The following is a 24,762-nucleotide window of genomic DNA, read 5'->3' as shown; positions in this document are numbered from 1 at the left end:
GTTATTTCACGCCAGCCAGAGCATCGGCCACGATCTTGCATCGATTCATTGTCCGCTGGAATTCATCAAAGGTTTGCGACTGGTAACCATCGCTCGCCGCGGTAGACGGGTCCGGGTGGACTTCGATGATCAAGCCATCTGCGCCTGCGGCAATGGCAGCGACGGCCATGTCACAAACCATGTAGGTGTGACCGGTGCCGTGGCTGGGGTCGATAATGACGGGCAAGTGAGTGCGGCGATGCAAGTAGGTCACGCTGGCAAGTGGCAGAGTGAATCGCGTGTGGCTTTCGAACGTGCGGATGCCACGCTCACACAGCATGACTTGATCGTTGCCTTCGTTGAGGATGTATTCCGCGGCGAGCAAGAACTCGTCCATCGTGGCCGACGCACCGCGTTTGAGTAGGACGGGTTTGCCGGCCCGCCCTACGGCTTCGAGCAAGCGATAGTTTTGCATGTTGCGTGCACCGACTTGCAGGACATCGGCGTAACGAGCGACAAGGTCGACATCCTCGGTGCTCATCACTTCGGTGAAGACCGCCAGGCCGGTTTCGCTTCTCGCGGCGGCCAGCATCTTCAGCCCGTCTTCCTTGAGTCCCTGGAAACTGTACGGGCTGGTACGTGGTTTGAACGCACCGCCACGCAAGCCGGTCGCTCCGGCGGCTTTGACGGCTCGTGCGGTGGCCAGGATCTGCTCTTCGCTTTCGACGCTGCACGGGCCGGCGACGTAACCGATCTTGCCCGCTCCGGCGGCGAAATCCAGCGTCGTGATACAGCTCGGTTCGGGCCGGACTTCGCGGCTGGCCATCTTGTACGGGGCGGAAATCGGTGTGACCGTGGCCACCCCCTCGCCGCTTTCCAAGGACTCTTTGGCGTGCTCGCGTTTCTCGCCGATGGCCGCGACGACCGTCCGCTCGGTGCCCACGATGACCGACGCTTTGAGCCCCAGGCTCTCGATCCGTTTGACGGTGGCTTGGACTTGTTCGTCCGTTGCACCTTGTTCCATGACCACGATCATCGCTGCGTCCGCCTGTTTTGGTTGGCTGAGAAAGAAGGGGAGATACCGCCGATTCTGGTCGTCGCGGCCAATTTTTCAAGCGGACATGCGTCCAGAGCAAAAGGTTCGCGGGTGTGTGTGGCGAACAAAAGGTGACGCGTCGACCCGATGCGCGGCGTTCCCATTACGGTGAGGTGAGGGTGGGGCAGAGAATTTGGTCACTGCACCCAAGAACGGAAATTCTCGATGTACGTTTCCGGTGGACCGCCGAATCCCTTGGCAAAGGCGACTTCAAAAGGTTCGCCGGCGGACAATGCCCGCAAGACGGCATTGAGCGAGCTGCGACGCGTACGATCCAGCATCGTCATTGCCAACGCCGCACCGACTCGGTCGGTGTGCTCGGCGGTCATCTTGTTCTCCAAAAATGATTTCGCGTTTTTCAGCAGCCCGACCGCTTCGACCAGTTCGGCTTGCTGTCGCTGCTTTTCATTTCGTGTGGTCGCTTGACCGCGAGCACCGATATTCACTCCGATTCCTTCGGCGAACCAACGCGGCACATCGCTTCCTCGCGTGGCAACGGCCAGCGACGTGAGCGGGCCGAGCACACGAGCAGAGACCTCGTCTTCTTCGTCACGGTCGGTCGCGACCACTGCGAGATAAGCGTCGATGCCGTCAAATGACCAGTGTCCGGTCCACTCCGTGGGGATGCTGCGTTGCTCGACCATCTTGGCAAACTCGCTGTAGTCGTAGCGTTTGGGCAACACAAAGATCGTTGCTTTTCCGTGAAAGTAATCCGCGCCTGCCCCGCCATCGACCAGATCACGCACGGTCTTCATGTGCTTTTCGGCCGCCTGAGCAACCGCTCCCAACGTCGCCGAGGACCCGGTGCCGATGACGCGAAAGTGTTCGGTTTCTTCAGTTTGCGGCTGGGCGTTGGACATCGCGATGAGTTGCATGTTCTTGTCGGCCAACTCTGCTCGACGCGCGGACATTTCCTCCGTGGTTGCTTTGGATGCCCAAGCCAACTGGCTCATCACTTTGATCGGCTGTGCCTCCGGCCCATCAATCGCTGCGCCCTCGTCGATCCATTTGCTGATCAACGCAATGGAGTCATCGGACAATGGTGGACGTCCGGCGGGCATGCGATCGCCGTCGGCTGCGGTTCCGCGTAGTTTCTTGACGAGCAAGCTCTGTTCGCCTTGTCCGGCCGTGACGATCTGTCCGCTGTCTCCACCTCGCAACAATTGTGCAAAGGTATCCATTCTCAGTCCTCCTCGCACTTGCATCGCATCGATGTGACAACCGACGCAGTTCTCGATCAACAGAGGTGCGACGTCCGATGCGAAGCTGACGGTTTCGTTGCCGGTTGCTTTCTTAGCAGTCGGCGGTGGCACGTTGGGCATCGGGGCAGGTGCGGGCGCGCCGGCCGCGGTGATTGCGGCGGCCGGGTCCGGGCCGTCAAAGCGGGCACCCTCCGAAATCCAGACTTTCAGCACGTTCAATTCCGCTGGCGAGACTTTGCCGCCGCCGCGGGGCATGTCGCCGGTCTCGATCGTTTCGATCAAACGGCTACCGATGACATCACCGGCGAAGACCACGACGCCTTCGGGCGGCCCCTTCATCAACGCAGCGTAAGACGCCGTGTTGAATCCGCCCTTGCTGCTTTGGACGTGGCAGCCGCCGCATCGTCCCACCAGAATCGGTGCGACTTGTTTGGTAAAGCTGATGCCACCCTTGGGGTCAAAGAATCCCATGGTTGGCTTGCCGTCAGGGGTCATGCCGGGCTGAGCCGGATTGGCCGCGGGAGTCTCCGCTGCGGGCTTTGCAGCGGGACGCTCTGGTTTGCGGAATGGTGGCAGGGAAACGCCCTCCAACTCCAGCATCGTACGCGCCGTCGCGATCCGTTTCATTGCCGGTTCCAACTCATCAAACACGCTCGGACCACCGACACGCACGGCGAGATCCAACTGCTCCATCGCCGCACGAACGCTCTTGGCGGCTTCGTCATGGTTGCCGGCGGAATAGCTGGCACCGGCGCGGCGAAGCGTGGCGTTGACCGTCTCGACCATCTTTCGCTCGCGGGACGATAGGTCCGCTGCAAACACGGAGTCGGCCACAAGCAAAATCGTGATCCACAGGGCGAATAAGCCAACAAATCGCATATCGGTCTCTCGGGAACTGGGGCGTGCGTACGGAGAAGAACGCATTGACCTAGTATAGCAGCCTCAAAAAAACATCGAACGGAGAAGATTTGAGCTGCCCTTATGCATTTACTCGCTGTCGTCGTTCCAGCCTGTTTGACCCGCAGCCGAAGGCGCAGCAATACGTCATGCCGACGTTTTGGGTCACCCACTCCTGCGCCTTCGGCTGTGGGTCAAACGAAAATCGGGTCAAACGAAAGACAAGATGACCCGCAGCCCAAGCTCGCTCAGCTCTTGGCGTACCCCTTGGGGTGGGATTTGTGCCAATTCCAGGCGGTTTCGACGATTTGCCGTACATCGGTGTACTTCGGCGTCCAACCCAATAACTGCTTGGCCAAGCGGGCATCAGCGATCAGCTCGGGGGGATCCCCGGCACGACGCTGGCCCATCGTCTCGGGAATCGGATGCCCGGTGACCGCGCGACAGGCCTCGACGATCTCGCGAACGCTGGTGCCGCGGCCGGTGCCCAGATTCACGCACAGTCCTTTGCCAGGCTCCAGCCGCTCCAGGGCGCGCAGGTGGGCGTCGCCCAAGTCGTCGACGTGGATGTAGTCGCGGACGCAGGTTCCATCGGGCGTGGCGTAGTCGTCGCCAAAGATCGTGATCTTGTCACGCTGACCCAGAGCAACCTGCAACACGATCGGGATGATGTGCGACTCCGGATCGTGATCTTCGCCGATCGTCCCGTCCGGACGCGCACCGGCGGCGTTGAAATATCGCAGCGCCGCATAGGCAAACCCGTAGGCAGCTGCGTAGTCCGCAAGCGCCTGCTCAAACACCAGCTTGGTGAAACCGTAGGGATTGATCGGTTTCTGTGGTGTTGTTTCCGGGATCGGTACCACGTCCGGTTCGCCATAGGTCGCCGTCGTGCTGCTGAAAACGATTTTCTTAACGTCCGCTTCACGCATCGCGTCGAGCAAATCGATCGCGGCGACCACGTTGTTTCGGTAGTACAAGGCCGGGTCGTTGACCGATTCGTTGACCAGGGCAAAGGCGGCGAAGTGCATGACGGCTTCGATCTGCTTGTCCCGCAATGCAGCGACCAACGTGGCCCGATCGGACAGCTCGCCCTCGATCAGACGCCCCTCAGGGACCGCCTGACGATGGCCGCGAGAAAGGTTGTCATAGACCCAGACGTCGTGCCCGGCATCAACGAGCAATCGGACGGCGTGAGAACCGATATAGCCGGCACCGCCGACAACTAAGACATTCATGGCAAAGGTTGTTGCGTGAGATCGATGGGAACCGATAGTAAAAATGGGACAGCAAATCGCCGCCCCAGAATTGCTTTCGTACTCGGAAAGCTACGCCAGGGAAACGCCAACCCGCCGCGTTTTTTTGCCTTCCAGGAGCCCGCTTTGGCAAAACGACGAACGAAACTGCAATTGCTGCAAGAATCCGGTCCACCGGCAAAGTCCTCGCAGCCCACCGACACGCACCGCGAGGAGTTTCTCAAATACCTGCGTGGCGAATGCCATTTGGCGGACAACACGATCGCCGCCTACGGACGCGACCTGACGAAATTCTTTGAATGGCTGGGTGACCGCTCCCTGGCTCGGATCGCGGTGGGTGACCTGACGAATTACATGGGCACCCTGCAAGCCGCCCAACTGGCTCCCAGCTCGATGGCCCGCAACATCGTCGCTGTGCGGACCTTTTTCAAGTACCTGCAGCTCGAAGGCGTCGTCATCGAGAATCCCGCCGATCTGCTGGCCGCGCAAAAAATGTGGCAACGCATGCCCGGCGTCCTGTCACGCCGACAAGTCGATGCGTTCCTCGCCGCGCCCCGTAAATCCGACTCGTTCTACTTGCGTGACGTCGCGATGCTGGAAGTCCTTTACGCGACCGGTTGCCGGGCTTCCGAAGTCTGTAACTTGCGTGTCCGCGATCTCTCGCTGCCTCAACGACACTTGCGATGCGAGGGCAAAGGTGGCAAACAACGGATGGTGCCCGTGGGGACCAAAGCGATCGAGGCGATCGAGCGATACATGAGTGACCTGCGTGGCGAGTTGGCCGAGAAAGCGTTGCATCCTCCCGAAGAACTCTTTCTCTCACGCGGCGGCCGAGCTTTGGATCGAATTCAACTATGGCGTCTGGTCAAACGCTACGCACGTCGCGTCGGAATCGACGACAAGATGAGCCCACACTCGCTGCGACATAGTTTTGCCACACACCTGTTGGCCGGCGGCGCGGATTTACGTCAAGTCCAAGAGATGCTGGGACACGCCAGCATTCAAACGACGCAGATCTACACTCACGTGGAACACTCGCGACTCAAACGCGTACACAAGCAGTTTCACCCGCGCGCATGAGCCATTGTCGCTCGACTTTCCAAGTCGATAGCGTTCTCCGCTGTACGTTGTCGACTCGGAGAGTCGAACGACAATCCGCATGCGGTAAACAAAAGTAGGATGGGCACTCTTGCCCGTCGGTGATCTCTCGGGCAAGAGTGCCCAAGCTACATTCGTTGTTCTCCACACGCCTACGGCGTTTCGTCGGGCCAATCCGGGTCCGCGATTTGGCGGTGCATCTCACTCAGTCGGGCTTGCGCGCCCAACAATCGCTGCCACGCCGGCAACGACAAAGTGACTTGACCACTGTTCTCATCGATCTTTGCCGTCTGCACCAGTTTGCACAAACGTGTTTGCAGGAAGTCCAGGATTTCGCAGAGCTGCGCCTTTTGGCCAGGACTCAGATTGTCCGGGATCGACGGCAACTCGCGAACTTGTGCAAGATCCATGTGAAACGGTGACTGGGAACCGTTGCCCAAGTCCATCGCAACGCTGCTGTCCGACGATGCGAGTTCGCGTGAAAGCGTTTGGTTGTCGCTGCCCATGCTCGCCAATCGCTCGGCGATCTCTTCTTCGCTGCCGACCAGCATCAGGCTGCGGCCCACGGCGATCAAGTCTCCACTGCGGAGGATCTTCAGCGGGCATTCCACTCCGTTGACTTTGGTGCCGTTGGTGCTGTCCAAATCGGTCAACACCAAGCGATCGTTGTCACGTTGGATTTTGAAGTGACAACGACTGACTCGTTCATCATTGAGCTGGATGTCGTTGCCTTCCTCACGACCGACGGTCAGCGGCGGTTCCAAGTCTGCATAGACCCGCCCCCGGTCGGCACCGTGCAGAACCTTGAGCGTCACGCCCGACATGGGCCATCTCCAACAAGAATAGAATCAGTATGCACGTCGGTGTCCGATCGATGAAAAGGATATTGTGCCGCGATGAACGGAACCACGTCGATGCTAATTGTACGTCATAAACTCTCGTCCGACATGTTCCGCAGCAGTCTGCCCGGAACCGGCAAGGGGCGTGCTCGTTTACACCAGTATAGACGGTACTGCTTGCCGGATCAGGTGCTTCACATCACCTGGCAAATCAAACATTTCAAGTAGTCGCTTTCCGGGCACGAGGCCGCCACGGGGTGGTCGGACGATGGCCCGCGATTTTCCAGCAAAATGATATCTCGGCCGCGCCGCCTGCCCACGTCCAACAACATGTTCATGAAATCGGCTCGCGACACCCTCCCCGAACAACTGCAGGTCACCAAAATACCGCCCGGTGGCAGCAAGTCGACTGCCAGCCCGTTGAGTCGGCGATAAGCCCTGATCGCGGAATCCACCTGTTTTCGCGACCCGGCAAACCGCGGCGGGTCCAAGACCACGACGTCGAAACGGTCCCCCTGTTCACCCATTTGCTTCAACGCGTCAAAGCAGTCCTTGCGAATGAACTCGATGTTCTCAATGCCGTTCTCCGCCGCCGCACTGGCCGCAGCGTCCAACGCGATTTGACTGGAGTCCACCCCGACGACGCCGGCCGCACCGGCTTTGGCTGCGACCAACCCAAAGCCACCGGTGTAGCAGCACACATCTAGAACGCGACGTCCATGGCAATACCCCGCAGCGACCGCGTGATTGTTTCGTTGATCGAGGTAACCTCCGGTTTTCTGACCGCCCAACAGGTCCACCGCCAGCTGCAACCCGTTTTGCTGGTAATGAACCGTTCCGGTGAACTCCGTCGGGTTTCCGACGTCCGCTTGTGGGATTTCGCCAGCGGCGGTCGCCGACCAAACGGTCCCCTCCTCGGGCTCCATGCCCTCGAATTTCGCTGTCCGTTCATCGACTTTGACCACGATCTGGCGGGGCTCCAGGACCTCGTGCAAATGACGCAAAATCGCTTCACGCCACGGCAACAACGCGCCGGCGGTGAACTGGACTCCCAAACAATCCGCGTAGCGGTCGACGATCAATCCGCTGATCAAATCGGATTCACTGAAGATCAATCGCTCGGCGGCTTGGCGATCCATCGTCGAATTCAATCGACGACGTGCGATCGCCGCGTCGATCCGCTCCCGCCACAGCGTCTCGTCGATCGAGACGTCCGAGGTGAAAACATACAAGCGGACCCTCAAACGGCTGTTGGGATTGATGATCCCGCGGGCGACCCAATTGCCGTCGTGATCGATCAAGTCGACGACTTGTCCACACGCCAAATCCCGTCCATCCTCCGCCATCGCATGGGCGTGAACCCATGGATGTCGCGCCAGGAAGGGGAAATGACGCCCGGGTCGCAGACGCAAGGTGGTTGAGGGGGTGGCGGCTGGGGGCAGGAAATCGGTGGCCGCCGGATCGGTGTCTGACACGGGAATATGAGGTTTCGCTAGGGGTCGGAATCAGAAGTGGATCGGCGATTGTCACGCTTGTGGGGCAGGACCGCCAGTGGCAAAAAGCGTTAAATGAGCCCGCCGAAAGCGTTAAATGAGCCCGCCGAAGGCGTTTGATGATCCCGCCGAAGGCGTTTGATGATCCCGCCGAAGGCGTTTGAAGAGCCAGCCAGAGGCCGAAAATGTCGATCCAGGACCGCCCTGAGCGGCAACGCTGTGAAGAATTTTATTCGCTGAAACGTGAGACATATCAGCACGACGCGCGAGCGAGTCAATGAGACGCCAAATTCACTCGCTTGCGCTCCGAGCTGGTTTTTCGACTGTCAATAGTGCGTCTCAGCGTTGCCCCAACCGGCCTCCCGAGCCTTTAATCCGCTGTGAAAAAATGCCAGTCGGGCAATTTGGTGCCTTGGGGTACAGTCAATTGCTTGTCTCGCCGATATATTGGGGGCGGAAAGGTGACGGGCGGCCTCGGGGCTCTCGTTCGTTTTTCATTCGCACCAGACTTGCAGAGCAGAAAAGAAAAAGGTCTCCACCATGACTCACGTTGTTGCCGAGCCATGCTCGGGATGTAAATACACGGATTGCGTCGTCGTTTGCCCCGTAGAATGTTTCTACGAAGGTGATCAGATGGTCTACATCCACCCAGAAGAATGCATCGACTGCGAAGCGTGCGTGCCCGAATGCCCCGTCGAAGCGATCTTCCACGAAGATAACCTGCCCGAAGAATGGAAGAGCTACATCGAACTCAACGCGACCAAGTCGGAAGAGTGCGAAGTGATCACCGAAAAGAAAGAGCCTCTGGCCGACGATTGATCGCCAGCTGATCGATCGCGTTCCAAACGCAGGCAACCCGATCGTTCACTCCAAATCACAAATGACCCGCACGCGACACCTGTCGTCTGCGGGTCATTTTTGTTTGTCACCTCACGCCGCGCGGCGACGAGGCAAACGCTCTTGGACGACATCGCCATCCAGCGTCTCCCCGTCAGCAAACTCCAGCACTCTCTGCTGCAGCGATTGCAGCTTGCTGTGCCAGCCCCACCCCAACGACCCACCCGCAATCACGGCGGCGGCGAACAATCGAGGCTGATAGGCGACCATGAATCCAAGTACTTGATTGAACATGGTAAAGACCAAACCGATCAAGCCGGAAGCTTTGGGGAACAATGCCACCGGCGCGATCTCGCGTTGCGCCGCGCGAGACAAATCCGGCTTTGCCCACCAATCGAGTTGTCGTAGTTGATCCACTGGCGCGGCGGACGGTTTCACATCGATCACTGCCAAGGACGGTAACGGGCTCGCGTCGTCGACTTGTGTCACGACGCTCGCTGGTTGCGGCAACACGCATCGCAAGAATCCGCCCACGCTTGTCCCGGCCAAAATGATACAGGACAAGATCACGACGGAGGAGAACGATTCAAAGGTCAGCCATTTGCTGACCACCGCAAACGTTGCCAATGCCGACGCCAGCGCCAATGGCAACGTGTGAGCGATCACACCAGCCACGTCGTCTCCCGGTCCGAAAAAGCCCGTCAACATCGCATGAGTTTGCACACGAATCGCCTGTGCCGTTCCTGACCATCCATGCAGCAGCAACATCACGATTAATAAGACGACCGCGCCGGGCAACAGCCGGCGGATCCATTTCATGGTATCTCGGACAATGATCTTGGTGACGGTCATGCCAACGGACGTATCAAAACACCACCGTCGAGCGAAAGATGTTTTTCTATCTACCGCTGGTCACTCCAAACGCGGTCGTATCTTTTCCAGCCAAGCCGGCCAGTCTTTCTGCTCAAAGGACTTCAGCCGCTCGGGACGATCCGCGTCGATCACATTCCACAACGCGATGCCTTCTCGAACCAGCGGTGCTTCCTCGCCAGGTATATGTCCCGCCAATTCGGACTTCACTTTCGCCAAACTCGCATCATCCGTCAGATTGTTCCATTCATTGGGGTCCACCTCATGATCGTACAGCTCAGTGGACTCATCAAAATATCGCGTGAAACGAAACCGTTCGTCGCGGACGCTGTAGTTGCCGCGTCCCCAAGTCGTGATCGCGGGCTCGACAAGCGGTGCACCGGGATCACGCAACTGCGCGACCAGGCTTGTGCCGTCGACATAGTCGGGCGACTGGAGCCCGGCCAGCTCACATAGCGTTGGATAGACATGAATCAACGAAACGGCTTCTTTGCATTCGCGGTTGGCTGCCCCGCTATGGATCCGAGGATCGAAGATCACAAACGGTACACGCGTGGATTCTTCCCAAAGCGAGAACTTGCGAAAACTACGCTTCTCTCCTTGGTGATATCCGTGGTCGGACCAAAGCACGACGACGGTGTTGTCGGCATACGGTGACGCATCCAACGCGTCGAGTACACGACCGATGTTGAAATCCGCCCAAGCGATGCAAGCGAGATAGGATCGATGAACGTTCTCCCATGCCTCGTCCGTCCGGAATCGATAGTCGTCGTTCAAGTTCGCCATCGCGCGAGCCGCAAAGGGCACATCGACCAAATCGTTGCGACGAATCAACGGCGGCGTGATCTTTTCCGGCAACGCATCAAAGAACTGTTGTGGACATACAAATGCGAGGTGCGGTTTGACGATCCCGACGGCAAGAAAGAATGGCTGATCATGCTCGCGTGACAAGACATCTATGCCATACGATGCGACTTGATGATCGGGATGATCTGCCAGTTCATTGGTCGTTGGGCAGAATGCCATCTTCGCCGACTTGCCTTGCTGATACCCCAACTCCGACGCGTAGTTCAGTTTCACTCCGGACTGTTTCAAATAGTCATCCCAGTCGTCCGGCATCGCTTTGGATCCGTGAAAGATCTTGCCGGCACCGTAAGCGTGATAACCGTTGTTGCGAAAATGTTTCGGCAAACTGGTGTATTTTCCCAGCACCGCTTTGGGAATCTTGCCATGATCGTAAAACGGATACAGCCCCGAGTGAAACGGTTGCACGCCGTATAGCAATCCCAGTCGGCACGGTGAACACGCAGGCGCGATGCAGTGCGCATTGGTGAAGTTCACGCCGCGTTTGGCCAAACGATCCAGGTTCGGTGTCATCGCTTGAGGATGCCCGCCCAGGAATCCCGTCCAGTCGTTCATGTCGTCGATCGCAATGAACAACACGTTTGGCTTGGCATTCGCCTTGCGAGATTCCACCGCCAGGAGTGAATTTGTCAAAAGGGTCGCAGTGACGGCAACGACAACAACCACGAACGGACGAAGAAACATGTAGGTGCCCTGATGCATTGGTGAAAACGACGAAGCAAAAGATGCGTTCACACAGTCTATTCCAATCTCACGTAGCCGTGCCTCTCCGCGGCACGAAACATTTCGCGTCTCGGAGAGACGCGTCTACGTGTGCCGCCCGCCGACGAGTTAAACTATTCGCTCCCCGTTGTCTTAACAGCCGAGTTTCAAAATCCCATGATCCATCCCGCTATCTCTCATCGCACGGCACTCCTCGCACTCGCCGTGATGATCGCCCTCTGCGGCCACAGCAACGCCCAAGAACAAACCGCCGCGACGGCGCAAGAACCGATCGGCATCGCTCGGTGGGATTTGGAACGGCTGAGCCAAGACGTTCCGATGCGTTGGGTTTCACAATCCGGTCCCGTCCACTCGTTGCTCTACACAAGCGAGCCCTTTCAAGGCCAACCCTCAGAAGTCTTTGCGTTTTTCGCGTCGCCGGCAACTCTCGGACTGGCCGAGCCCAACGCAAAGTTTCCCGGGGTCGTGTTGATCCACGGCGGTGGTGGCACCGCGTTCGCCGAGTGGGCTTGGTTGTGGGCCAAACGTGGATACGCCGCGATCGCGATGGACTTGTCCGGCTGCCGACCGATCGACCCGATTTACGACGAACAAGGCGTCCCCGTCGCAAACCAAGCCGCCAAACGAGACACCCGCACACGACTGAGCAACGGAGGCCCCGAGCAGGGACATCCACAGAAGTTTGACTGTATCGGCGGAGACATTTCAGATGATTGGCCCTACCACGCCGTCGCCAGCGTGATCCGCGCGCACACACTGCTGAGGTCGCTGCCTGATGTCATCAAGGATCGAACTGCCGTGACGGGGATCAGTTGGGGAGGCTACACGACGTGCTTGGTTGCTTCGGTGGATCACCGTTTTCGCGCCGCCGTGCCCGTCTACGGTTGCGGCTTCTTGTACGAAGGCGAATCGGTTCAGAAACCCTCCATCGACGCGTTGGGCGACCGACGTGAGTCGTGGATCGCGGCGTACGATCCATCCAGCTCGCTGGTCGATTGCAAAGTACCGATCTTGTTCGTCAATGGCACCAACGACATTCATTATCCGATGGACAGTTATCAGAAATCCTTTGCCGTCGTTCCCGGCGAAAAGCAGATGCGGATGGAAGTCAACATGCGACACAGCCATCCGGCAGGTTGGGCACCAAAGGAGATCGGATTGTTCATCGATTCCCATTGCCTCGATGGCGAACCTCTACCGAAGACCGGTGACGTCGCGGTGACGGAAGAGATCGTTCGTATGCCAGTGCACAGCAAGTCTCCGCTGACGAGCGCTGCACTCAACTACACCACAGATGACGGACCACGATCCAAACGAAAGTGGGAAACGATCGCCGCAACAATTGGTGAGAGCGAAGTGACTGCGGCAAAACCACCGACCCAAGCCAACACGTGGTTCATCGAAGTCATCGATCACCGCGGCGCAACGGTCAGCAGCGACATCCAATTCCAATGATCAGTCCCTGTTGGAGTCCAGGCTTCAGCCGTTCAAGCACAAACCCTGCCACCCAGCGTTCAGCCTTGCGACGAAGCGTTCTGAATCAGTTGAGCAATCTGACGCCAGTTTTCTGCGAACTGCTTCCCTTCGTCCTGGACGCCTTGCAAGTGCTGACGTTCTGCTTCGGGCGCATCCGCCATGCGAGCATCCATGCCGCCGGCGAGTTTCTCCCAAGTGCCTGCCATGTTCTTGGCGGCATCACCGATCATGCCGCCTTCGCCCTGCAGAGCTTGCAAATCGTCCATGATCGATTGCAACGGATGGTCGTCATCACCGCCCATCAATTCCCGGAGCATCTCGTTGATCGCACCTGAGTCACCACTTCGCATGCGTTCGCCCCGCTCGTGCATGCCGACCATGTGTTGAGCCCATTGCAGCGGCGTCATGTCCAGTTCGTTCTTGACCTTCAGCGAAGCGCCCGCGGCAATCATCCGCTTCACCGTGTCGGGTTCTTGGGTTTCCATCGCGCGAAAGATGGCTGCGGGATAATCCCCGGTGGGTGCATTGATGTCGGCACCTTGCTCGGTCAACGTTTTCACCAACTCGTGGTCTTCGATACAAATCGCCGTGGCCAGTTGAATCCCCGCCGGCAGGTTTTCCCAGAAAACCGCCATCGCTTGTTCGTCCATCTCCTCGCATTCGCGTTGCAATTGGCCCAGCACGCGTTCTCTGGTCGGTTCCCGCTGCGGGTCGATGCAGCGATAGATCAGTCCGCTAGGTGTCGAGAAGGTGACATCCGCATGGCCGACTTCCAACACGATGTCTTTCCACATCGCGATGCCAAAATCGTGTTCCATGTCCCAGTCCACCGATGCGCCCAAGGCGTACCAGGCCATGCCATCGACTTCCTGGATCTGGACCAGCAACTCCGGCGATTCCAGGCTATCACGAAGGTCGTCGATCGATTGAATCGACTCTTCCATCCACTCATCGTCTTGGCAATAGTCACTGGCATAAGCAAACGCCTCGGCCAAGATTTCTTGAGAGACACGTTTCCCATTGCCGAGGATAAACTCGACGGCGGCAACCTGAGCGTCGCTCGGCTGGTCGATTTTCGACGCGTAGTCATCGCTACCGGCTTCGATGCGAATCGGCATCTGCAGCGGCGAACCGTCTTCGTTCCAGCCGTCCAACGGTATTTTTGCGTCCCAGCAGCGGCCTTGTGAATCGGCAACAAACTGCAATCCCCCGATCTCCACTCGCTCAATCATTTTGTTCGCTCCTGGACTCCGCATTCGAGAACGCCCCGGCACCGCGGCCCATTCTACGCGATATCGCCCGCCCATGCCGAGCGACCACAGTTGCCGACCTTTATGCTGGACTGCTCAACGTTTGGTGTTGACATTGTTTTTTCAATCCATGTTTTTGTTCCATGCATCGCAATCAAAGTGAGCCTCAGACGCTAGCCGTGGGCCGGCACCACAATCCGCCTCAGGCCCACGGCTAGCGACAGAGGCTCACTGGGGGCCACCAGCTGCGCCGGCAATAGCGACATAAACTTGCGCAAACCCAAAAAGAAACAACACCAAACTTTGAGCAGTCCAGCTCCTTTCGTCGAGCTTGTCTCGGCGGAGGGAACAACTGACGGCTACCTTCGTTGGATGCCATCGCTGCTGAACAATTGTCTACACTCCATTTTGCGAGATTGGATCAACAATAAGGATCGATCTTAAATCCCGGCTCGTTTGGGGAGGTAAACTGGTCTCAGGGGTCCAGCAAATTAAACATCCGGAATGAGCGTTCTGTCGCGTGAACCGGTCAACTCATCAAGACGTCGAAATGAACCTGATCAAGCAACTTGTTTTCCCGTGCATGGTTTTCTCATCAGTCCTGACATCGGTTGTTGTCGCGGATGATCTCGCAGGCGTGATTACATCCGTCGAGGGTACCAAGCTTGGCTTAGAGATTCAGGGTGATTTGCTCCCCGCGGTAGGAGACAAATGCAATATCTATGTTGATGTTCCCGGTGTGGGGGAAGCGTCGGTGGGTACCGCGACCATCAGCCAGTCGGATGACTCGATGGTGATTGCGACGATCAACCAAGCATCCGGAAAAGTTCTGGTTGGACAAGACGTCAGCATCGACTCAACGAACCCCGTGAATCGGTCGGGGAAAAATGTTCCGGTATTGATTGGACGATCTGCTACCGACGCCAAGAAAGCTGTCGCGGCCGCCGGTTTGACAGCGAAGTTCAAGGTTGGATTGCCTGCACCGGTGGGCGTGCAGCCACACACGGTCTATGAACAGAATCCGGTGGCCGGCGGAACCATGGCAAAGGGCGGTGAGATGGTGATCACGATTTACAGCGATGCCGCAATGCAGAACCGAGATTCTGCCAAATTGCCGGGCAGCGTCGTGTCGACGGCAACCGCAGAGTCTGAAGCCACGACGAAAGCGACTCCTTCGAAACCCGTCGTAGAGTTCCGCAATCTGTCGGGGCCGGACGCCAAGACTGTCATGGTGGTCAAGGCGGCAATCTCGATGTTGGCTCAACATCACCTGTCGGGCCGACCCCTGGACGATGAAATCAGCCGCCGCGCATTCAGTCATATGGTTGATGGATTTGATCCAAGACGGCTGTATCTCTTTCGCTCCGACATTGATGAGTTCAAACGCTATGAATATGAATTGGATTCGCTGTATCGTGATGGTGATATTGAGTTCTTCTATACATTCTTTCGGCGTCTTACCCAGCGTGTAGCCGAGAGAGCGGAGCGTTTACCAGCATTACTGAATCAAACTCATGACTTTGATGTCGATGAATCGATCGACACGGACTTTTTGTCCAGCCCTTTCGCCTCGAGTGAGGCAGACCTGCAAGAACGATGGAGAAAATACTTGAAGTATTGGTTGCTTCAAGAGATCGCCGGTGGCAGCGATATCGATGAAGCCCGACATAAGATTCAAGTGCGTTTGACATCCCGTCTCAATCAGCTTGTGCAGAGGTCCGACGAGGATCTTTTGGAAGATGCATTGTCGATTTTGCTCAGTTCGTATGACCCCCAGAGCAAATACATTTCGCCCTCGAGCTGGCGGGATTTTGTCATTCAGAACGAACAGCAATTGACGGGAATCGGTGCGTCGTTGAAGATTGTTGACAGTGATGTTCAGGTCGCAGCCATCGTTTACGGTAGTCCGTCGTATAAACACGGAAAGTTAAAGGTCGGCGATCGTATCATTGCGGTCGCCGAAGGAGACTCCGGGGAACTGCTGGACATCCGCGAGAAAAAATTGGCCGATGTTGTGCAGCTGATTCGTGGCACGCCCAATACGGTCGTTCGACTCAAAGTCATCCCCCGAGGTGGCTTCGAAACAAAGACCTATTCAATCACACGGGAACTTTTCGATTTGCAAACCGCTCAGTCAACGGTCTTGAGCGGCGAACTATTGCCTGACGGTCGCGACGGAAAGGTCGGGTACATCTATCTCGGCTACTTTTATCGAGATGTGGGGATCAAGGACGAAAAACAACAACTCAGGACCTCAGCGACTCGTGACATACACAAGATCCTCTCCGATTTTCAGTCCCGGCAAGTCGACATGATTGTGCTGGATCTGCGAACCAATTCGGGCGGCAGCCTCGTGGAGTGCATCGACACGACAGGCCTGTTCGTCGGGCAGGGTAACGTCGTGCAGGTCAAGGGGCGTGACGGACAAGTCCAACAGTATGCTGGTAGGGGTTCCGCTCTCGTTCCAGATAAGCCTGTCGTGATCCTGACCTCGGCTAGGACTTCTAGCGGAGCCGAGATTCTGGCGGGAGCATTGCAGGACTACCGACGGGCAATCATCGTCGGCGATCCAGGCACTCATGGATCGGGTGTAGTGTACAGCCTTTGGGATCTGGCAAAGGAAACCCAGAGAGATTCGCAGAACGGGGAGATGGGTGTCACGAAATTGGCATCGCAACGCTTTTATCGACCTTCTGGTGACAGCACCCAGATGCGAGGAGTTGCCGCCGATGTCACGGCGCCCTCGATGACTTGGTCGACGGAACAGCGTGAATCGTCAATTCCTTACGCGGTGGAATTCGACAAGATACTGCCTGCCTCCTTTTCCCCATTGGATTTTGGAATCAACGAAAAGCTACTGGAGTCAATCCAGGAGAAGTCGAATGCTCGGCAGACGGCGTCACCGTACTTTCAGAAATTGACTGAAGAGATTGCGGCCTATGAGACCAGAAAGGCTCGAAAAACGATTCCATTGAATCGCGAGGCGTTTATCGCGGAGCAACGATCGGATCGACCCGATGAAATCGAAGTCGCTACGTTGCCCGGCATTCCGGATGTCCGCAACGATGGGCAATTGCAGGAGCTACTGAATATCTCGCTCGATTATTTGGCTCGCTACGAATTCGCCCAAGCCGAGAAAGCATATGGCACGCGAGAGTATTCCACGGGGATAGCCCATTACAAGAAAGCCGTCCTGGCCAATCCCGATTACACATTGGCTCACTACAAACTTGGATGGTCCTACGGCACCGGGCCGATCAGAGACGGCAAGCAAGCTGTCGTTCATGCCCGCCGAGCCTTGGAGTTGGACAGCAAAAAGAGCTGGGGTTATCGCTTGGCGCTCGCGGTCGCGTTGGCACAAGACGGTGACTTTAACGCTGCGTCCAAGGAATTGGAGGCCGCAATCAGCGACGCGCCGGCGGATCAAAGGCAGCGTTACGAATACCTTCGTCAACGATTCCAAAATCGCCAGCCCTATCCCTCCTCCGCCAGCAAATGAAACGAAGCCAAAAGGTGTCAGGACTCTTTATTTTGCGTTTCGCCTTCTTTTTGGACTCAAGGGATTCACCTTTGATCGCAGGGTGGACTCGAGGTTCAGTCGTCGCGCGATCGATTCGGTCCAGCGTTCATCGTCCCAGGGTGCGCCGCGTTGGGCACAGCGACGTGCTCTGAGCATCGATGTTCGCGACTGCGAATGGAAAACCGCAGCCTAACTCGCCTCCAACCTAAAACACAAAGAGACCTACCCGCTTCCGTGTGTGCACAAGGCGTCTTCTATCCCGAGCACTTCTGAGCACTTCATTGTCTTGCCCACACATTTTTCTGCCCTTGCTCCGTCCCGATACGCAGCAGGCGAACTCCCCGCGAAAGAATAACGACTTCGCAAGAAAACTTTACCGAACTCATCGTGGCAGTGACGCGGAACTGGAAAGGTTCTTGTATCGAGTCAGGTGTCCAGTAGTCAGAAAAATGGGTGGGCAAAAAGATTCGAGCTGACGGTTTGACGCGAGCAAGTCTTTCATTCACTGCGATAGAAAGAAAAAAGCATCGATCTTTCCGGCTGAGAAAGGAAAACCGCAGCCCAGCTGGGCCCCAAACTAAAACAAGTAGGTCTGACCCCTTTGGCATGCTTGAGAACCGTGGCTATGTCCACAAGTCTCGGTCGAGGCTTCGGTAGCCGATGGCTTCGGCGAGGTGCTCTTCGTTGATGTCCGGTGCAGAGGCGACGTCCGCGATCGTGCGGGCGACGCGTAAGATCTTGTCGTGCGCTCGGGCGGACAAACCCATTTCCTCGACGCTGTGTCGAAGCATTTGTTGGCAGGTCGTGGTGAGCTTGCAGAACTCACGCACTTGTCGGCTCGTCATCTGGGCGTTGTAACGGACGTCCGCGGGACCGTCGGAGAAACGATCGGACTGAGCCTCCCGCGCTCGCGCGACATCGTCACGCATGGCTTGGCTATTGGTGCCGGCTGCGGACTTGCCCGCCAGCTCGTCGAACGGCACCGCGGGGACTTCGATATGAATGTCGATGCGGTCCATCAACGGTCCCGAGATCTTGCTCATGTACTTCTCCACCTGCGGCGGCGTGCAGTTGCACGCGCGTCGGGGATCGGAGCGATAACCGCATGGACAAGGATTAGCCGCCGCGATGAGCATGAAGTCCGCGGGAAAGGTCGTCGAACGCAACGCTCGTGAGATGGTGACCACGCCGTCTTCCAGTGGTTGCCGCATGACCTCAAGCGTCTTGCGGTTGAACTCGGGCAACTCGTCCAGAAACAGGATCCCATTGTGTGCTTTGCTGATCTCGCCTGGCGAGGGAGGGCTGCCGCCTCCGACCAAACCGGCGTCGCTGATCGTGTGGTGGGGACTACGAAAGGGACGCCGCGCGAGCAACGGTTGTCCGGACGGCAGTTGCCCCAATGCGCTATAGATCCGCGTGGTCTCGATCGACTCGGGCGCGCCCAGTTGCGGCAAGACCGTGGGCATGCGTTTGGCGAGCATCGTTTTACCCGATCCCGGTGGACCGATCATGATCAGGTTGTGGCGTCCGGCGGCGGCCAGGGTCATGGCTCGCTTGGCAGACTCTTGGCCTCGCACGTCGCCGAAGTCCACGTCGTAGATGCTGAATTGTTCGAACAGCTCGGTCAGGCGACTGGGCGCCGGCGCGATGTCGATTTCACCGGCCATGAACGCGACGGCTTGCGCGAGGCTTTCCACCGGGATCACTTCGATGCCTTCCACCACGGCGGCTTCGCCTGCGTTCTCGGCCGGCAGCACGATGCCGCGTAGTCCTTCGTTCTTAGCGGTCTCGATCGCGATCGACAGGGCACCTTTCACCGGGCGAGTGAAACCTTCCAAAGCCAGTTCGCCGACGATCGCGTAGTGTTCCAGTCGATCGGGGATCAGTTGTCCGCTGCCCGCCAGGACGCCCAGAGCGACGGGCAAGTCAAACGAAGCGGCTTGTTTGGGCAGGTCACCGGGTGCCAAGTTGATCACGACACGGTCGTGGGGGCGGGTGAAGCCGCTGTTGACGATCGCCCGTTCGACGCGGTGTGTGGATTCTTTGACGGCCGTGTCGGGCAATCCGACCAGAATGGTCTTGGGCATTGCCGCTGGCGAGATATCGACTTCCACGTCGACCGGCATCGCTTCGATGCCCAGCAACGTAAACGTTTTCAGTCGTGCTAGCATGTGCTCCGCACCCCAATTTGCCCCCAGACAAAGCGAAAAGCTCAATAAAGAAGAGCCCCATCGTGACGGCATCGCCGCCCCCTGACAACCGGGGAATGCGAATTGGCGTCATCAAGAAAGCGGTCTGTCCCCGTTGTTGTCGCCAGTTCCCAGTCGCGGATGCGACTGCAGCTTAAAGCATGGGGCGTGAGCCCCATGGGTGGCATCACCGCAACAGAAAAGCCGCAACGCGGCGATAGATACATCGGAGGATCGCCCGCAATCTGCCGCCGCCTCCGCGGCTTGCCTAGCACCGTTGCATAGGTGACCTGGGACTGACGTCCCAGGCTATACGCTTCCGCCGTCTCCGCGGCTTTCAGATTCGACTTTGCTCACGCGAAGGCGTGAAAGCAGGTACCCCCCCTTCGCGTCTTCGTAAGACCAGAAAGGGGGTTTTTAACGCGGTTAAGGGGAACTTAGCTCCGTGCGTCAACGCGAAAGGAATAGGAATCTCCCGTCTCCGACGTATTCTCCAATGATCTTCCTTTCATTGGTTCCTTCAAACCATTGCGTGCTTTCTACGCAAATCACCGCAGGGGTGTCAGAAATGATTTCAGCCGCGAACCGCACACACCAAGTTTCGTTGTCATTCTTGCCAACTCGATCCCAGTGGCCAAGACTCACTGAGGCAGTGGGGCGATCGGAATGGTCATGACCCATCAACGCGTTGGGGAATCGCATCTCCGTACCTCCGTTGGTCCAGCTAACGTCAGATTCTGAAAAGTTAAAAAGTGGAAGATCGGCTGAGACCGTTTCAAATTCTTCGTTGTTTGATGTCAGACGCCAACCAATTGTGCCTGGATCGTCTTCGCTCAACCAATGGCAGTAGTAGCCGCTATCGCCCTGTAACTTGATCGTCCACGATTGTCCGTTTGTATTTGGATATTCGTTGAACAAATCGTCAATTGCTCTCGCATCCTTCTCACTTTTCCGCCAACTGGCCCTCACCAAAAGCTTGTGATTTCCCTTCGGCACATAAAACAGCGAACCATCTCTCCCCTTTTTCTGGACAATGATGCGGGAACACGCGAATCGAGGAATGTCGTTTGCAGCACGACAAGACCGCATGACAGAGAAGACATATCGCTTGTCGTACTGCGAGTTCATGTATGCTTGAGAACGCTGAGTATCACTGGGATCAAGTTCATTGATGCGTTCGGTCAATTCTTCAATTTCAACACGTAGCGAGGAATGGCGAATGAGTGCCCACGCCGTCACCGTTGCAAGAATGGAAAACAAAATGACGTTTCCAACAGGCACACGTTGTCGCGCAAGCGGTGTTGACGACACGGATTGTATTTGTTCGGTATCCAAGGTTAATGCGGAAACGGAGCGACGTCGAGTTTGTCTTCACTGAGCCAGATGGAGCAAGCATGCGGTGCAGGTTCGAAAGACGCCTCTGAATTCGTCTGTGGGTACATCTCGCTCGAAAAGAGCCACGGCAATCTTTGTCCGACTTCTCTGTCTCCTTGTTCGTGCTGATATGCCTGGTCACGGCCGTAGTACGTAAAGAATCCGCTCTCGTAGACCGTTGACAAAATACGTCGATCGTCCAGCAAAACTTCGATCGGGACTTTCACTCCGATCTCGCATCGAATCGAGATGAGGTGTGGACCGGTCGGAAGTAGGTGCTGAAAAACCCCTTCATGCTGAAATGCTGTTCCCTTGGCTAACCCATCAGCTGATCGGAACATGTGTGGGTTTTTCACAATGTCATTGTTGCTGGGGAAAACACCATAACGAAGCCACACGGTACGACCCTCTGGCACGATGACACGAAAGATGATCGGTGGTGATTCTTCTTCGATTTGAATGCTTGGAACACTCCGAAACGAAAAGACAGAGCCGCCTCGATCAACCAAACCTCCGTATTTGAGTTGCAAGTCCGTAAACTTCTCCTCTGCTTTTTCGCGAATTCGTCCAATGGACTGGTACTGATCCCGAATCGCGGCGTTGATGCCTTTCCTAATCGAGTCTTGTCGTTCCAGTTCGACAATTCGTGTGTGAAGCCGCTGGATCTGCGCGTACGCTAACCCCATGCGAGACAAGCTCACGGCCGCGAAAACTGCAATCGCGACAAGGATCAAGTTCCCGAGACGAGAGTTGCTCTTGAACAACATGAGGCACTTCAATTGGCACAATGGTGGCTGGCTGAGCGAGTTTTATGCTTTCTAAATCACTCGCTCAACTGCATTGTACGCAAGAAGATGGATTCGAATTACGAGGATCACACGGCCTTCTCGGGAAAAGGCACTTTCACCGAGATGACAGCATCTCGCCGGTTCTCAGTCGCGGATGCGACGGCAGCGTAAAGCATGGGGCGTGAGCCCCATGGGGGCACAACATCGCGACAGGAAAGCCGCGACGCGGCGACAGATACACCGGAGGATCGCCCGCACTCTGTCGCCGCCTCCGCGGCTTGCCTGGAATCGTTGCGTAGGTGACCTGGGACTGACGTCCCAGGCTTTACGCTTCCGCCGCCTCCGCGGCTTTCAGATTCGACTTAGCTCACGCGAAATCGCGAAGAAAATGATTTCGACCTCAGCTTCGCGCTTTAGCGCCTTCGCGTGAGTCCTTCCTCCAACCGACGGCAATCTCGTTCGCGTTTTCCTGGTTGTTCACTCGCACGTCGGGTGGCGACGCATGCCCCCTCACCCCCTGCCCCTCTCCCCCAATATTTTCGCGACGTCGTCGTTGGCGATGGCTGGCTTGTTTCGCGAAATTCTTGGGGGAGAGGGGAGCCAGTTTTTTGAGCAAACAGCAGAGCAAACAGGGACAGAGCACTACGTCAGCGACGAGGCAAAGAGCTGCGTTGTGGCAGAGAGCAGACAGAATGGGCAAAAAGATGTGTGGAGGGTTGCAGCACGAGTATTTTTTTGCACTTACTCGCCGTGCTGCTGTGTTTCCAGTGGGGGCTTCTTGTTCATATGGCATCGGGCGTGTGCGGAAATGGTTCCAGATGTACAAGGACATCTTTCAGGTTCGGAAACTCTGCGAGCAATCGATCCTTCACTTGATGGCCAATGCGGTGTCCTTCTGCGACTGTGAGTTGTTGATCGACTTCAATGTGAATGTCAGCAAAGAACTCCAGACCAGATTTACGCACCCAGAGAGTTTCTACTTCCTCAATACCAGCGACCGCCATCGCCACTGCACGAATTCGATCCACGAACTCGGAATCGGCCTGCACGTCCATCAGTTCGCTCGCACTGGAGCGGAACAGTTGAACCCCAGACCAGACAATGAAAGCGACCACAATCAACGAGGCCACTTCGTCGGCCCAGACGAATTGTGATCCACCGAATCGAATTGTGCCCAAGCCGATCAGTACGGCGAGCGCACACAAGGCGTCGCTGCGGTGGTCCCATGCATTTGCAATGATGGCGGATGATCCGGTGCGTTTTCCAACACGCACGTTGTACTGATAGAGGCTCTCTTTGATGAGGATATTGGCGCCGGCGATCCAAAGGGTCCAGATGGGAGGAATGTCGTGCTGATTCGTGATCCGACGAATCGCCTCCCAGCCGACCATGAGGGCCGAGATGATGACAAGCAAAGCCACGTTCGATGCCGCAATCCCTTCTGCTCGTGTGTGGCCGTAAGGATGTTCAGCGTCAGCGGGACGCTGAGCCACTCGGAGAGCGAAGAGAACAATCACTGTCGTCACGACATCGCCGATGGAATTGACCGCATCAGCGATGAGGGCAAAGGAGTTGCCGACGATTCCACCGATGAGTTTCACGACTCCTAAAGTCAGGTTCACTACAAGCCCGAGAGCAGCAGCCCGTGTGACTTCAGAGTAGGTTTGTGAGATGGAAGTGCGGTCAGCCAATTCGTCGCTTCTTTCGATGTGCAGACGTGTTTCGTAGTTTGGAAAAACACCTGCGGCATTGTAACACTGCACGGGCGATTTGCCCCAGAGAGTGACGGGAACAGAACACTTTGTCAGCGACGCAGCATCGCCATGAATCACTCGCTTGCGCAGCGGGTTACCCAAAAAGGCGCAACCTCAAAAGCCGTAGGCGACGCTCAACGGAACACTACCTACCCGACGGGCGGCAAATGTGTAACCGGACACCGACTCCTTCAGTCGCCTACTGACGTGGTGACTTCGAAACCGAGATCGCGGACCATCTGGTAGTCTTCCTCGGGTGCTTGTCCTTTGGTCGTCAGGTAGTCGCCGACGAACACGCTGTTGGCGACATAGAGTCCGAGCGACTGGAGTGAGCGAAGGTGGATTTCACGACCGCCGGAGATTCGCAGTTCGCGATCCGGATTGACGAATCGGAACATGGCCAGCGCGCGGAGGCAATCTTGAGGGCTCAAGTCTTTCTTGCCCTGCAGCGGTGTGCCGTCGATGGAGTTGAGGAAATTCAGCGGGATGGATTGCACGCCCAAGTCTCGCAGATCCATCGCCATCGAGACGATGTCGTCATGCGTTTCGCCCATGCCGATGATGCCGCCGCTGCACATTTCCATGCCTGCGTCACGGACGTGACGAAGGGTTTGGACGCGATCGGCGTAGGTGTGTGTCGTGCAGATATCTGCGTAGTGGTCTTCGCTGGTGTTGAGGTTGTGATTGACGCGGTCCACGCCGCATGCCTTGAGTCGGTCGGCTTGCTCCCGCGTCAGCAGTCCCAGGCAGGCACAGATGTCCAAGCCATATTTCTGTTTGATTTCCGGGACGATGGTTTCCACCGCGGTCATTTCGCGTTCGTTGGGGCCACGAGCTGAGATGACCAAGCAGTAGGTCTTGGCACCTTGCTCGGCGGCAATTTTCGCCGCATCCATCAACTTGTCACGTTTGAGAATGTTGTACTTCGGCACCGGTGCGTCGGAAATCTTGGATTGACTGCAATAGTGGCAATCCTCGGGGCACAAACCGCTTTTGGCGTTCATCAGAAAGTACAGCTGCACTGTCTTGCCGAAAAAGCGTTTTCGAATCCGAAAGCCGGCGGCCAGCAGAGACAAAATCTCGTCATCGGGGCAATTCAGGATGGCCAGGGCGTCTTCGCGACTGATCGATTTGCCCTCCAGGACGTCGGAGGCCAATTGGTCAAAATCCCGCTCGCGGCTATCCACGGACGATTCGAGAGAGGAGGGGGCGGAGTCGATTTCTGTGCTCATTTTGCCGTTTTGGGAAGGCTGGTTTGCG

At 56.9% G+C, this 24,762-nt stretch carries 17 protein-coding genes; 4 read left to right on the top strand and 13 right to left on the bottom strand.

What is annotated here, in order from left to right; all coding sequences use genetic code 11:
- Position 1 precedes the first annotated feature (1 nt).
- The 3 genes from aroF to galE form a co-directional block, all read right to left on the bottom strand.
- On the bottom strand, positions 2-1,015 hold the full coding sequence (aroF, locus tag Pla52nx_RS32490) for a 3-deoxy-7-phosphoheptulonate synthase (protein WP_146523050.1): 1,014 nt from the start codon (positions 1,013-1,015) through the stop codon (positions 2-4).
- A 197-nt stretch (positions 1,016-1,212) separates the two neighbouring features.
- Positions 1,213-3,156 (bottom strand): c-type cytochrome domain-containing protein, encoded by a 1,944-nt coding sequence (locus Pla52nx_RS32485; RefSeq protein WP_197455046.1) that lies wholly within the window; start codon positions 3,154-3,156, stop codon positions 1,213-1,215.
- A gap of 266 nt (positions 3,157-3,422) precedes the next feature.
- Positions 3,423-4,409 carry a UDP-glucose 4-epimerase GalE gene (gene galE / locus Pla52nx_RS32480; protein ID WP_146523052.1) on the bottom strand — a complete coding sequence of 329 codons (987 nt, stop codon included), beginning with the start codon at positions 4,407-4,409 and terminating at the stop codon, positions 3,423-3,425.
- Between the two features lie 144 nt (positions 4,410-4,553).
- Here galE and xerD point away from each other — a divergent pair, with 144 nt between their 5' ends.
- Complete coding sequence (xerD, locus tag Pla52nx_RS32475) at positions 4,554-5,507, top strand: site-specific tyrosine recombinase XerD (RefSeq protein ID WP_231742694.1); 954 nt, start codon at positions 4,554-4,556, stop codon at positions 5,505-5,507.
- Between the two features lie 170 nt (positions 5,508-5,677).
- Here the strand turns inward: xerD and Pla52nx_RS32470 are convergent, their stop codons facing one another.
- Positions 5,678-6,349: an FHA domain-containing protein gene (locus Pla52nx_RS32470; protein ID WP_146523054.1), complete on the bottom strand. Its 672-nt coding sequence runs from the start codon at positions 6,347-6,349 to the stop codon at positions 5,678-5,680.
- 209 nt (positions 6,350-6,558) lie between these two features.
- A complete protein-coding gene (locus tag Pla52nx_RS32465; protein ID WP_408022650.1) occupies positions 6,559-7,806 on the bottom strand; it encodes a class I SAM-dependent rRNA methyltransferase in 1,248 nt (415 codons plus the stop codon).
- A 591-nt stretch (positions 7,807-8,397) separates the two neighbouring features.
- Between Pla52nx_RS32465 and Pla52nx_RS32460 the strand changes: the two genes are divergently transcribed.
- Positions 8,398-8,676 (top strand): ferredoxin family protein, encoded by a 279-nt coding sequence (locus tag Pla52nx_RS32460; RefSeq protein WP_146523055.1) that lies wholly within the window; start codon positions 8,398-8,400, stop codon positions 8,674-8,676.
- 111 nt (positions 8,677-8,787) lie between these two features.
- On the opposite strand, the gene Pla52nx_RS32455 is transcribed toward Pla52nx_RS32460, so the two are convergent.
- Positions 8,788-9,546, bottom strand: a complete 759-nt coding sequence (locus Pla52nx_RS32455) for a hypothetical protein (protein WP_197455047.1) — start codon at positions 9,544-9,546, stop codon at positions 8,788-8,790.
- Positions 9,547-9,606: 60 nt separating this feature from the next.
- Complete coding sequence (locus tag Pla52nx_RS32450) at positions 9,607-11,112, bottom strand: sulfatase (RefSeq protein ID WP_342190306.1); 1,506 nt, start codon at positions 11,110-11,112, stop codon at positions 9,607-9,609.
- Positions 11,113-11,307: 195 nt separating this feature from the next.
- Here Pla52nx_RS32450 and Pla52nx_RS32445 point away from each other — a divergent pair, with 195 nt between their 5' ends.
- Positions 11,308-12,606 (top strand): alpha/beta hydrolase family protein, encoded by a 1,299-nt coding sequence (locus tag Pla52nx_RS32445; protein WP_146523058.1) that lies wholly within the window; start codon positions 11,308-11,310, stop codon positions 12,604-12,606.
- 59 nt (positions 12,607-12,665) lie between these two features.
- Here Pla52nx_RS32445 and Pla52nx_RS32440 read toward each other — a convergent pair whose 3' ends face one another.
- Positions 12,666-13,859: a DUF6985 domain-containing protein gene (locus tag Pla52nx_RS32440; RefSeq protein ID WP_146523059.1), complete on the bottom strand. Its 1,194-nt coding sequence runs from the start codon at positions 13,857-13,859 to the stop codon at positions 12,666-12,668.
- A gap of 601 nt (positions 13,860-14,460) precedes the next feature.
- On the opposite strand from Pla52nx_RS32440, the gene Pla52nx_RS32435 reads away from it, so the two are divergent.
- On the top strand, positions 14,461-17,376 hold the full coding sequence (locus Pla52nx_RS32435; RefSeq protein WP_197455049.1) for a carboxy terminal-processing peptidase: 2,916 nt from the start codon (positions 14,461-14,463) through the stop codon (positions 17,374-17,376).
- A 644-nt stretch (positions 17,377-18,020) separates the two neighbouring features.
- Here the strand turns inward: Pla52nx_RS32435 and Pla52nx_RS32430 are convergent.
- The 5 genes from Pla52nx_RS32430 to bioB form a co-directional block, all read right to left on the bottom strand.
- Positions 18,021-19,568 carry a YifB family Mg chelatase-like AAA ATPase gene (locus Pla52nx_RS32430; RefSeq protein ID WP_146523061.1) on the bottom strand — a complete coding sequence of 516 codons (1,548 nt, stop codon included), beginning with the start codon at positions 19,566-19,568 and terminating at the stop codon, positions 18,021-18,023.
- Between the two features lie 468 nt (positions 19,569-20,036).
- On the bottom strand, positions 20,037-20,846 hold the full coding sequence (locus Pla52nx_RS32425) for a hypothetical protein (RefSeq protein ID WP_146523062.1): 810 nt from the start codon (positions 20,844-20,846) through the stop codon (positions 20,037-20,039).
- A gap of 77 nt (positions 20,847-20,923) precedes the next feature.
- Positions 20,924-21,727: a hypothetical protein gene (locus tag Pla52nx_RS32420; protein ID WP_146523063.1), complete on the bottom strand. Its 804-nt coding sequence runs from the start codon at positions 21,725-21,727 to the stop codon at positions 20,924-20,926.
- Between the two features lie 803 nt (positions 21,728-22,530).
- Complete coding sequence (locus tag Pla52nx_RS32415) at positions 22,531-23,511, bottom strand: cation diffusion facilitator family transporter (protein WP_342190305.1); 981 nt, start codon at positions 23,509-23,511, stop codon at positions 22,531-22,533.
- Between the two features lie 182 nt (positions 23,512-23,693).
- Positions 23,694-24,734, bottom strand: a complete 1,041-nt coding sequence (gene bioB / locus Pla52nx_RS32410; protein ID WP_146523064.1) for a biotin synthase BioB — start codon at positions 24,732-24,734, stop codon at positions 23,694-23,696.
- Positions 24,735-24,762 lie beyond the last annotated feature (28 nt).

The organism is Stieleria varia, assembly GCF_038443385.1.
In the GTDB taxonomy this organism is placed as follows: Bacteria; Planctomycetota; Planctomycetia; order Pirellulales; family Pirellulaceae; genus Stieleria; species Stieleria varia.
The sequence above is the reverse complement of the archived record's forward strand: the minus strand, read 5'-3'. Positions and strand labels throughout refer to the sequence as shown.

What these genes read in the sequence shown, in the direction of transcription:
- aroF (WP_146523050.1), bottom strand. Translation starts at nt 1,015, where the DNA reads ATGATCGTGGTCATGGAACAAGGTGCAACGGACGAACAAGTCCAAGCC.
- Pla52nx_RS32485 (WP_197455046.1), bottom strand. Translation starts at nt 3,156, where the DNA reads ATGCGATTTGTTGGCTTATTCGCCCTGTGGATCACGATTTTGCTTGTG.
- galE (WP_146523052.1), bottom strand. Translation starts at nt 4,409, where the DNA reads ATGAATGTCTTAGTTGTCGGCGGTGCCGGCTATATCGGTTCTCACGCC.
- Pla52nx_RS32470 (WP_146523054.1), bottom strand. Translation starts at nt 6,349, where the DNA reads ATGTCGGGCGTGACGCTCAAGGTTCTGCACGGTGCCGACCGGGGGCGG.
- Pla52nx_RS32460 (WP_146523055.1), top strand. Translation starts at nt 8,398, where the DNA reads ATGACTCACGTTGTTGCCGAGCCATGCTCGGGATGTAAATACACGGAT.
- Pla52nx_RS32455 (WP_197455047.1), bottom strand. Translation starts at nt 9,546, where the DNA reads ATGACCGTCACCAAGATCATTGTCCGAGATACCATGAAATGGATCCGC.
- Pla52nx_RS32450 (WP_342190306.1), bottom strand. Translation starts at nt 11,112, where the DNA reads ATGTTTCTTCGTCCGTTCGTGGTTGTTGTCGTTGCCGTCACTGCGACC.
- Pla52nx_RS32445 (WP_146523058.1), top strand. Translation starts at nt 11,308, where the DNA reads ATGATCCATCCCGCTATCTCTCATCGCACGGCACTCCTCGCACTCGCC.
- Pla52nx_RS32440 (WP_146523059.1), bottom strand. Translation starts at nt 13,859, where the DNA reads ATGATTGAGCGAGTGGAGATCGGGGGATTGCAGTTTGTTGCCGATTCA.
- Pla52nx_RS32435 (WP_197455049.1), top strand. Translation starts at nt 14,461, where the DNA reads ATGGTTTTCTCATCAGTCCTGACATCGGTTGTTGTCGCGGATGATCTC.
- Pla52nx_RS32430 (WP_146523061.1), bottom strand. Translation starts at nt 19,568, where the DNA reads ATGCTAGCACGACTGAAAACGTTTACGTTGCTGGGCATCGAAGCGATG.
- Pla52nx_RS32420 (WP_146523063.1), bottom strand. Translation starts at nt 21,727, where the DNA reads ATGTTGTTCAAGAGCAACTCTCGTCTCGGGAACTTGATCCTTGTCGCG.
- bioB (WP_146523064.1), bottom strand. Translation starts at nt 24,734, where the DNA reads ATGAGCACAGAAATCGACTCCGCCCCCTCCTCTCTCGAATCGTCCGTG.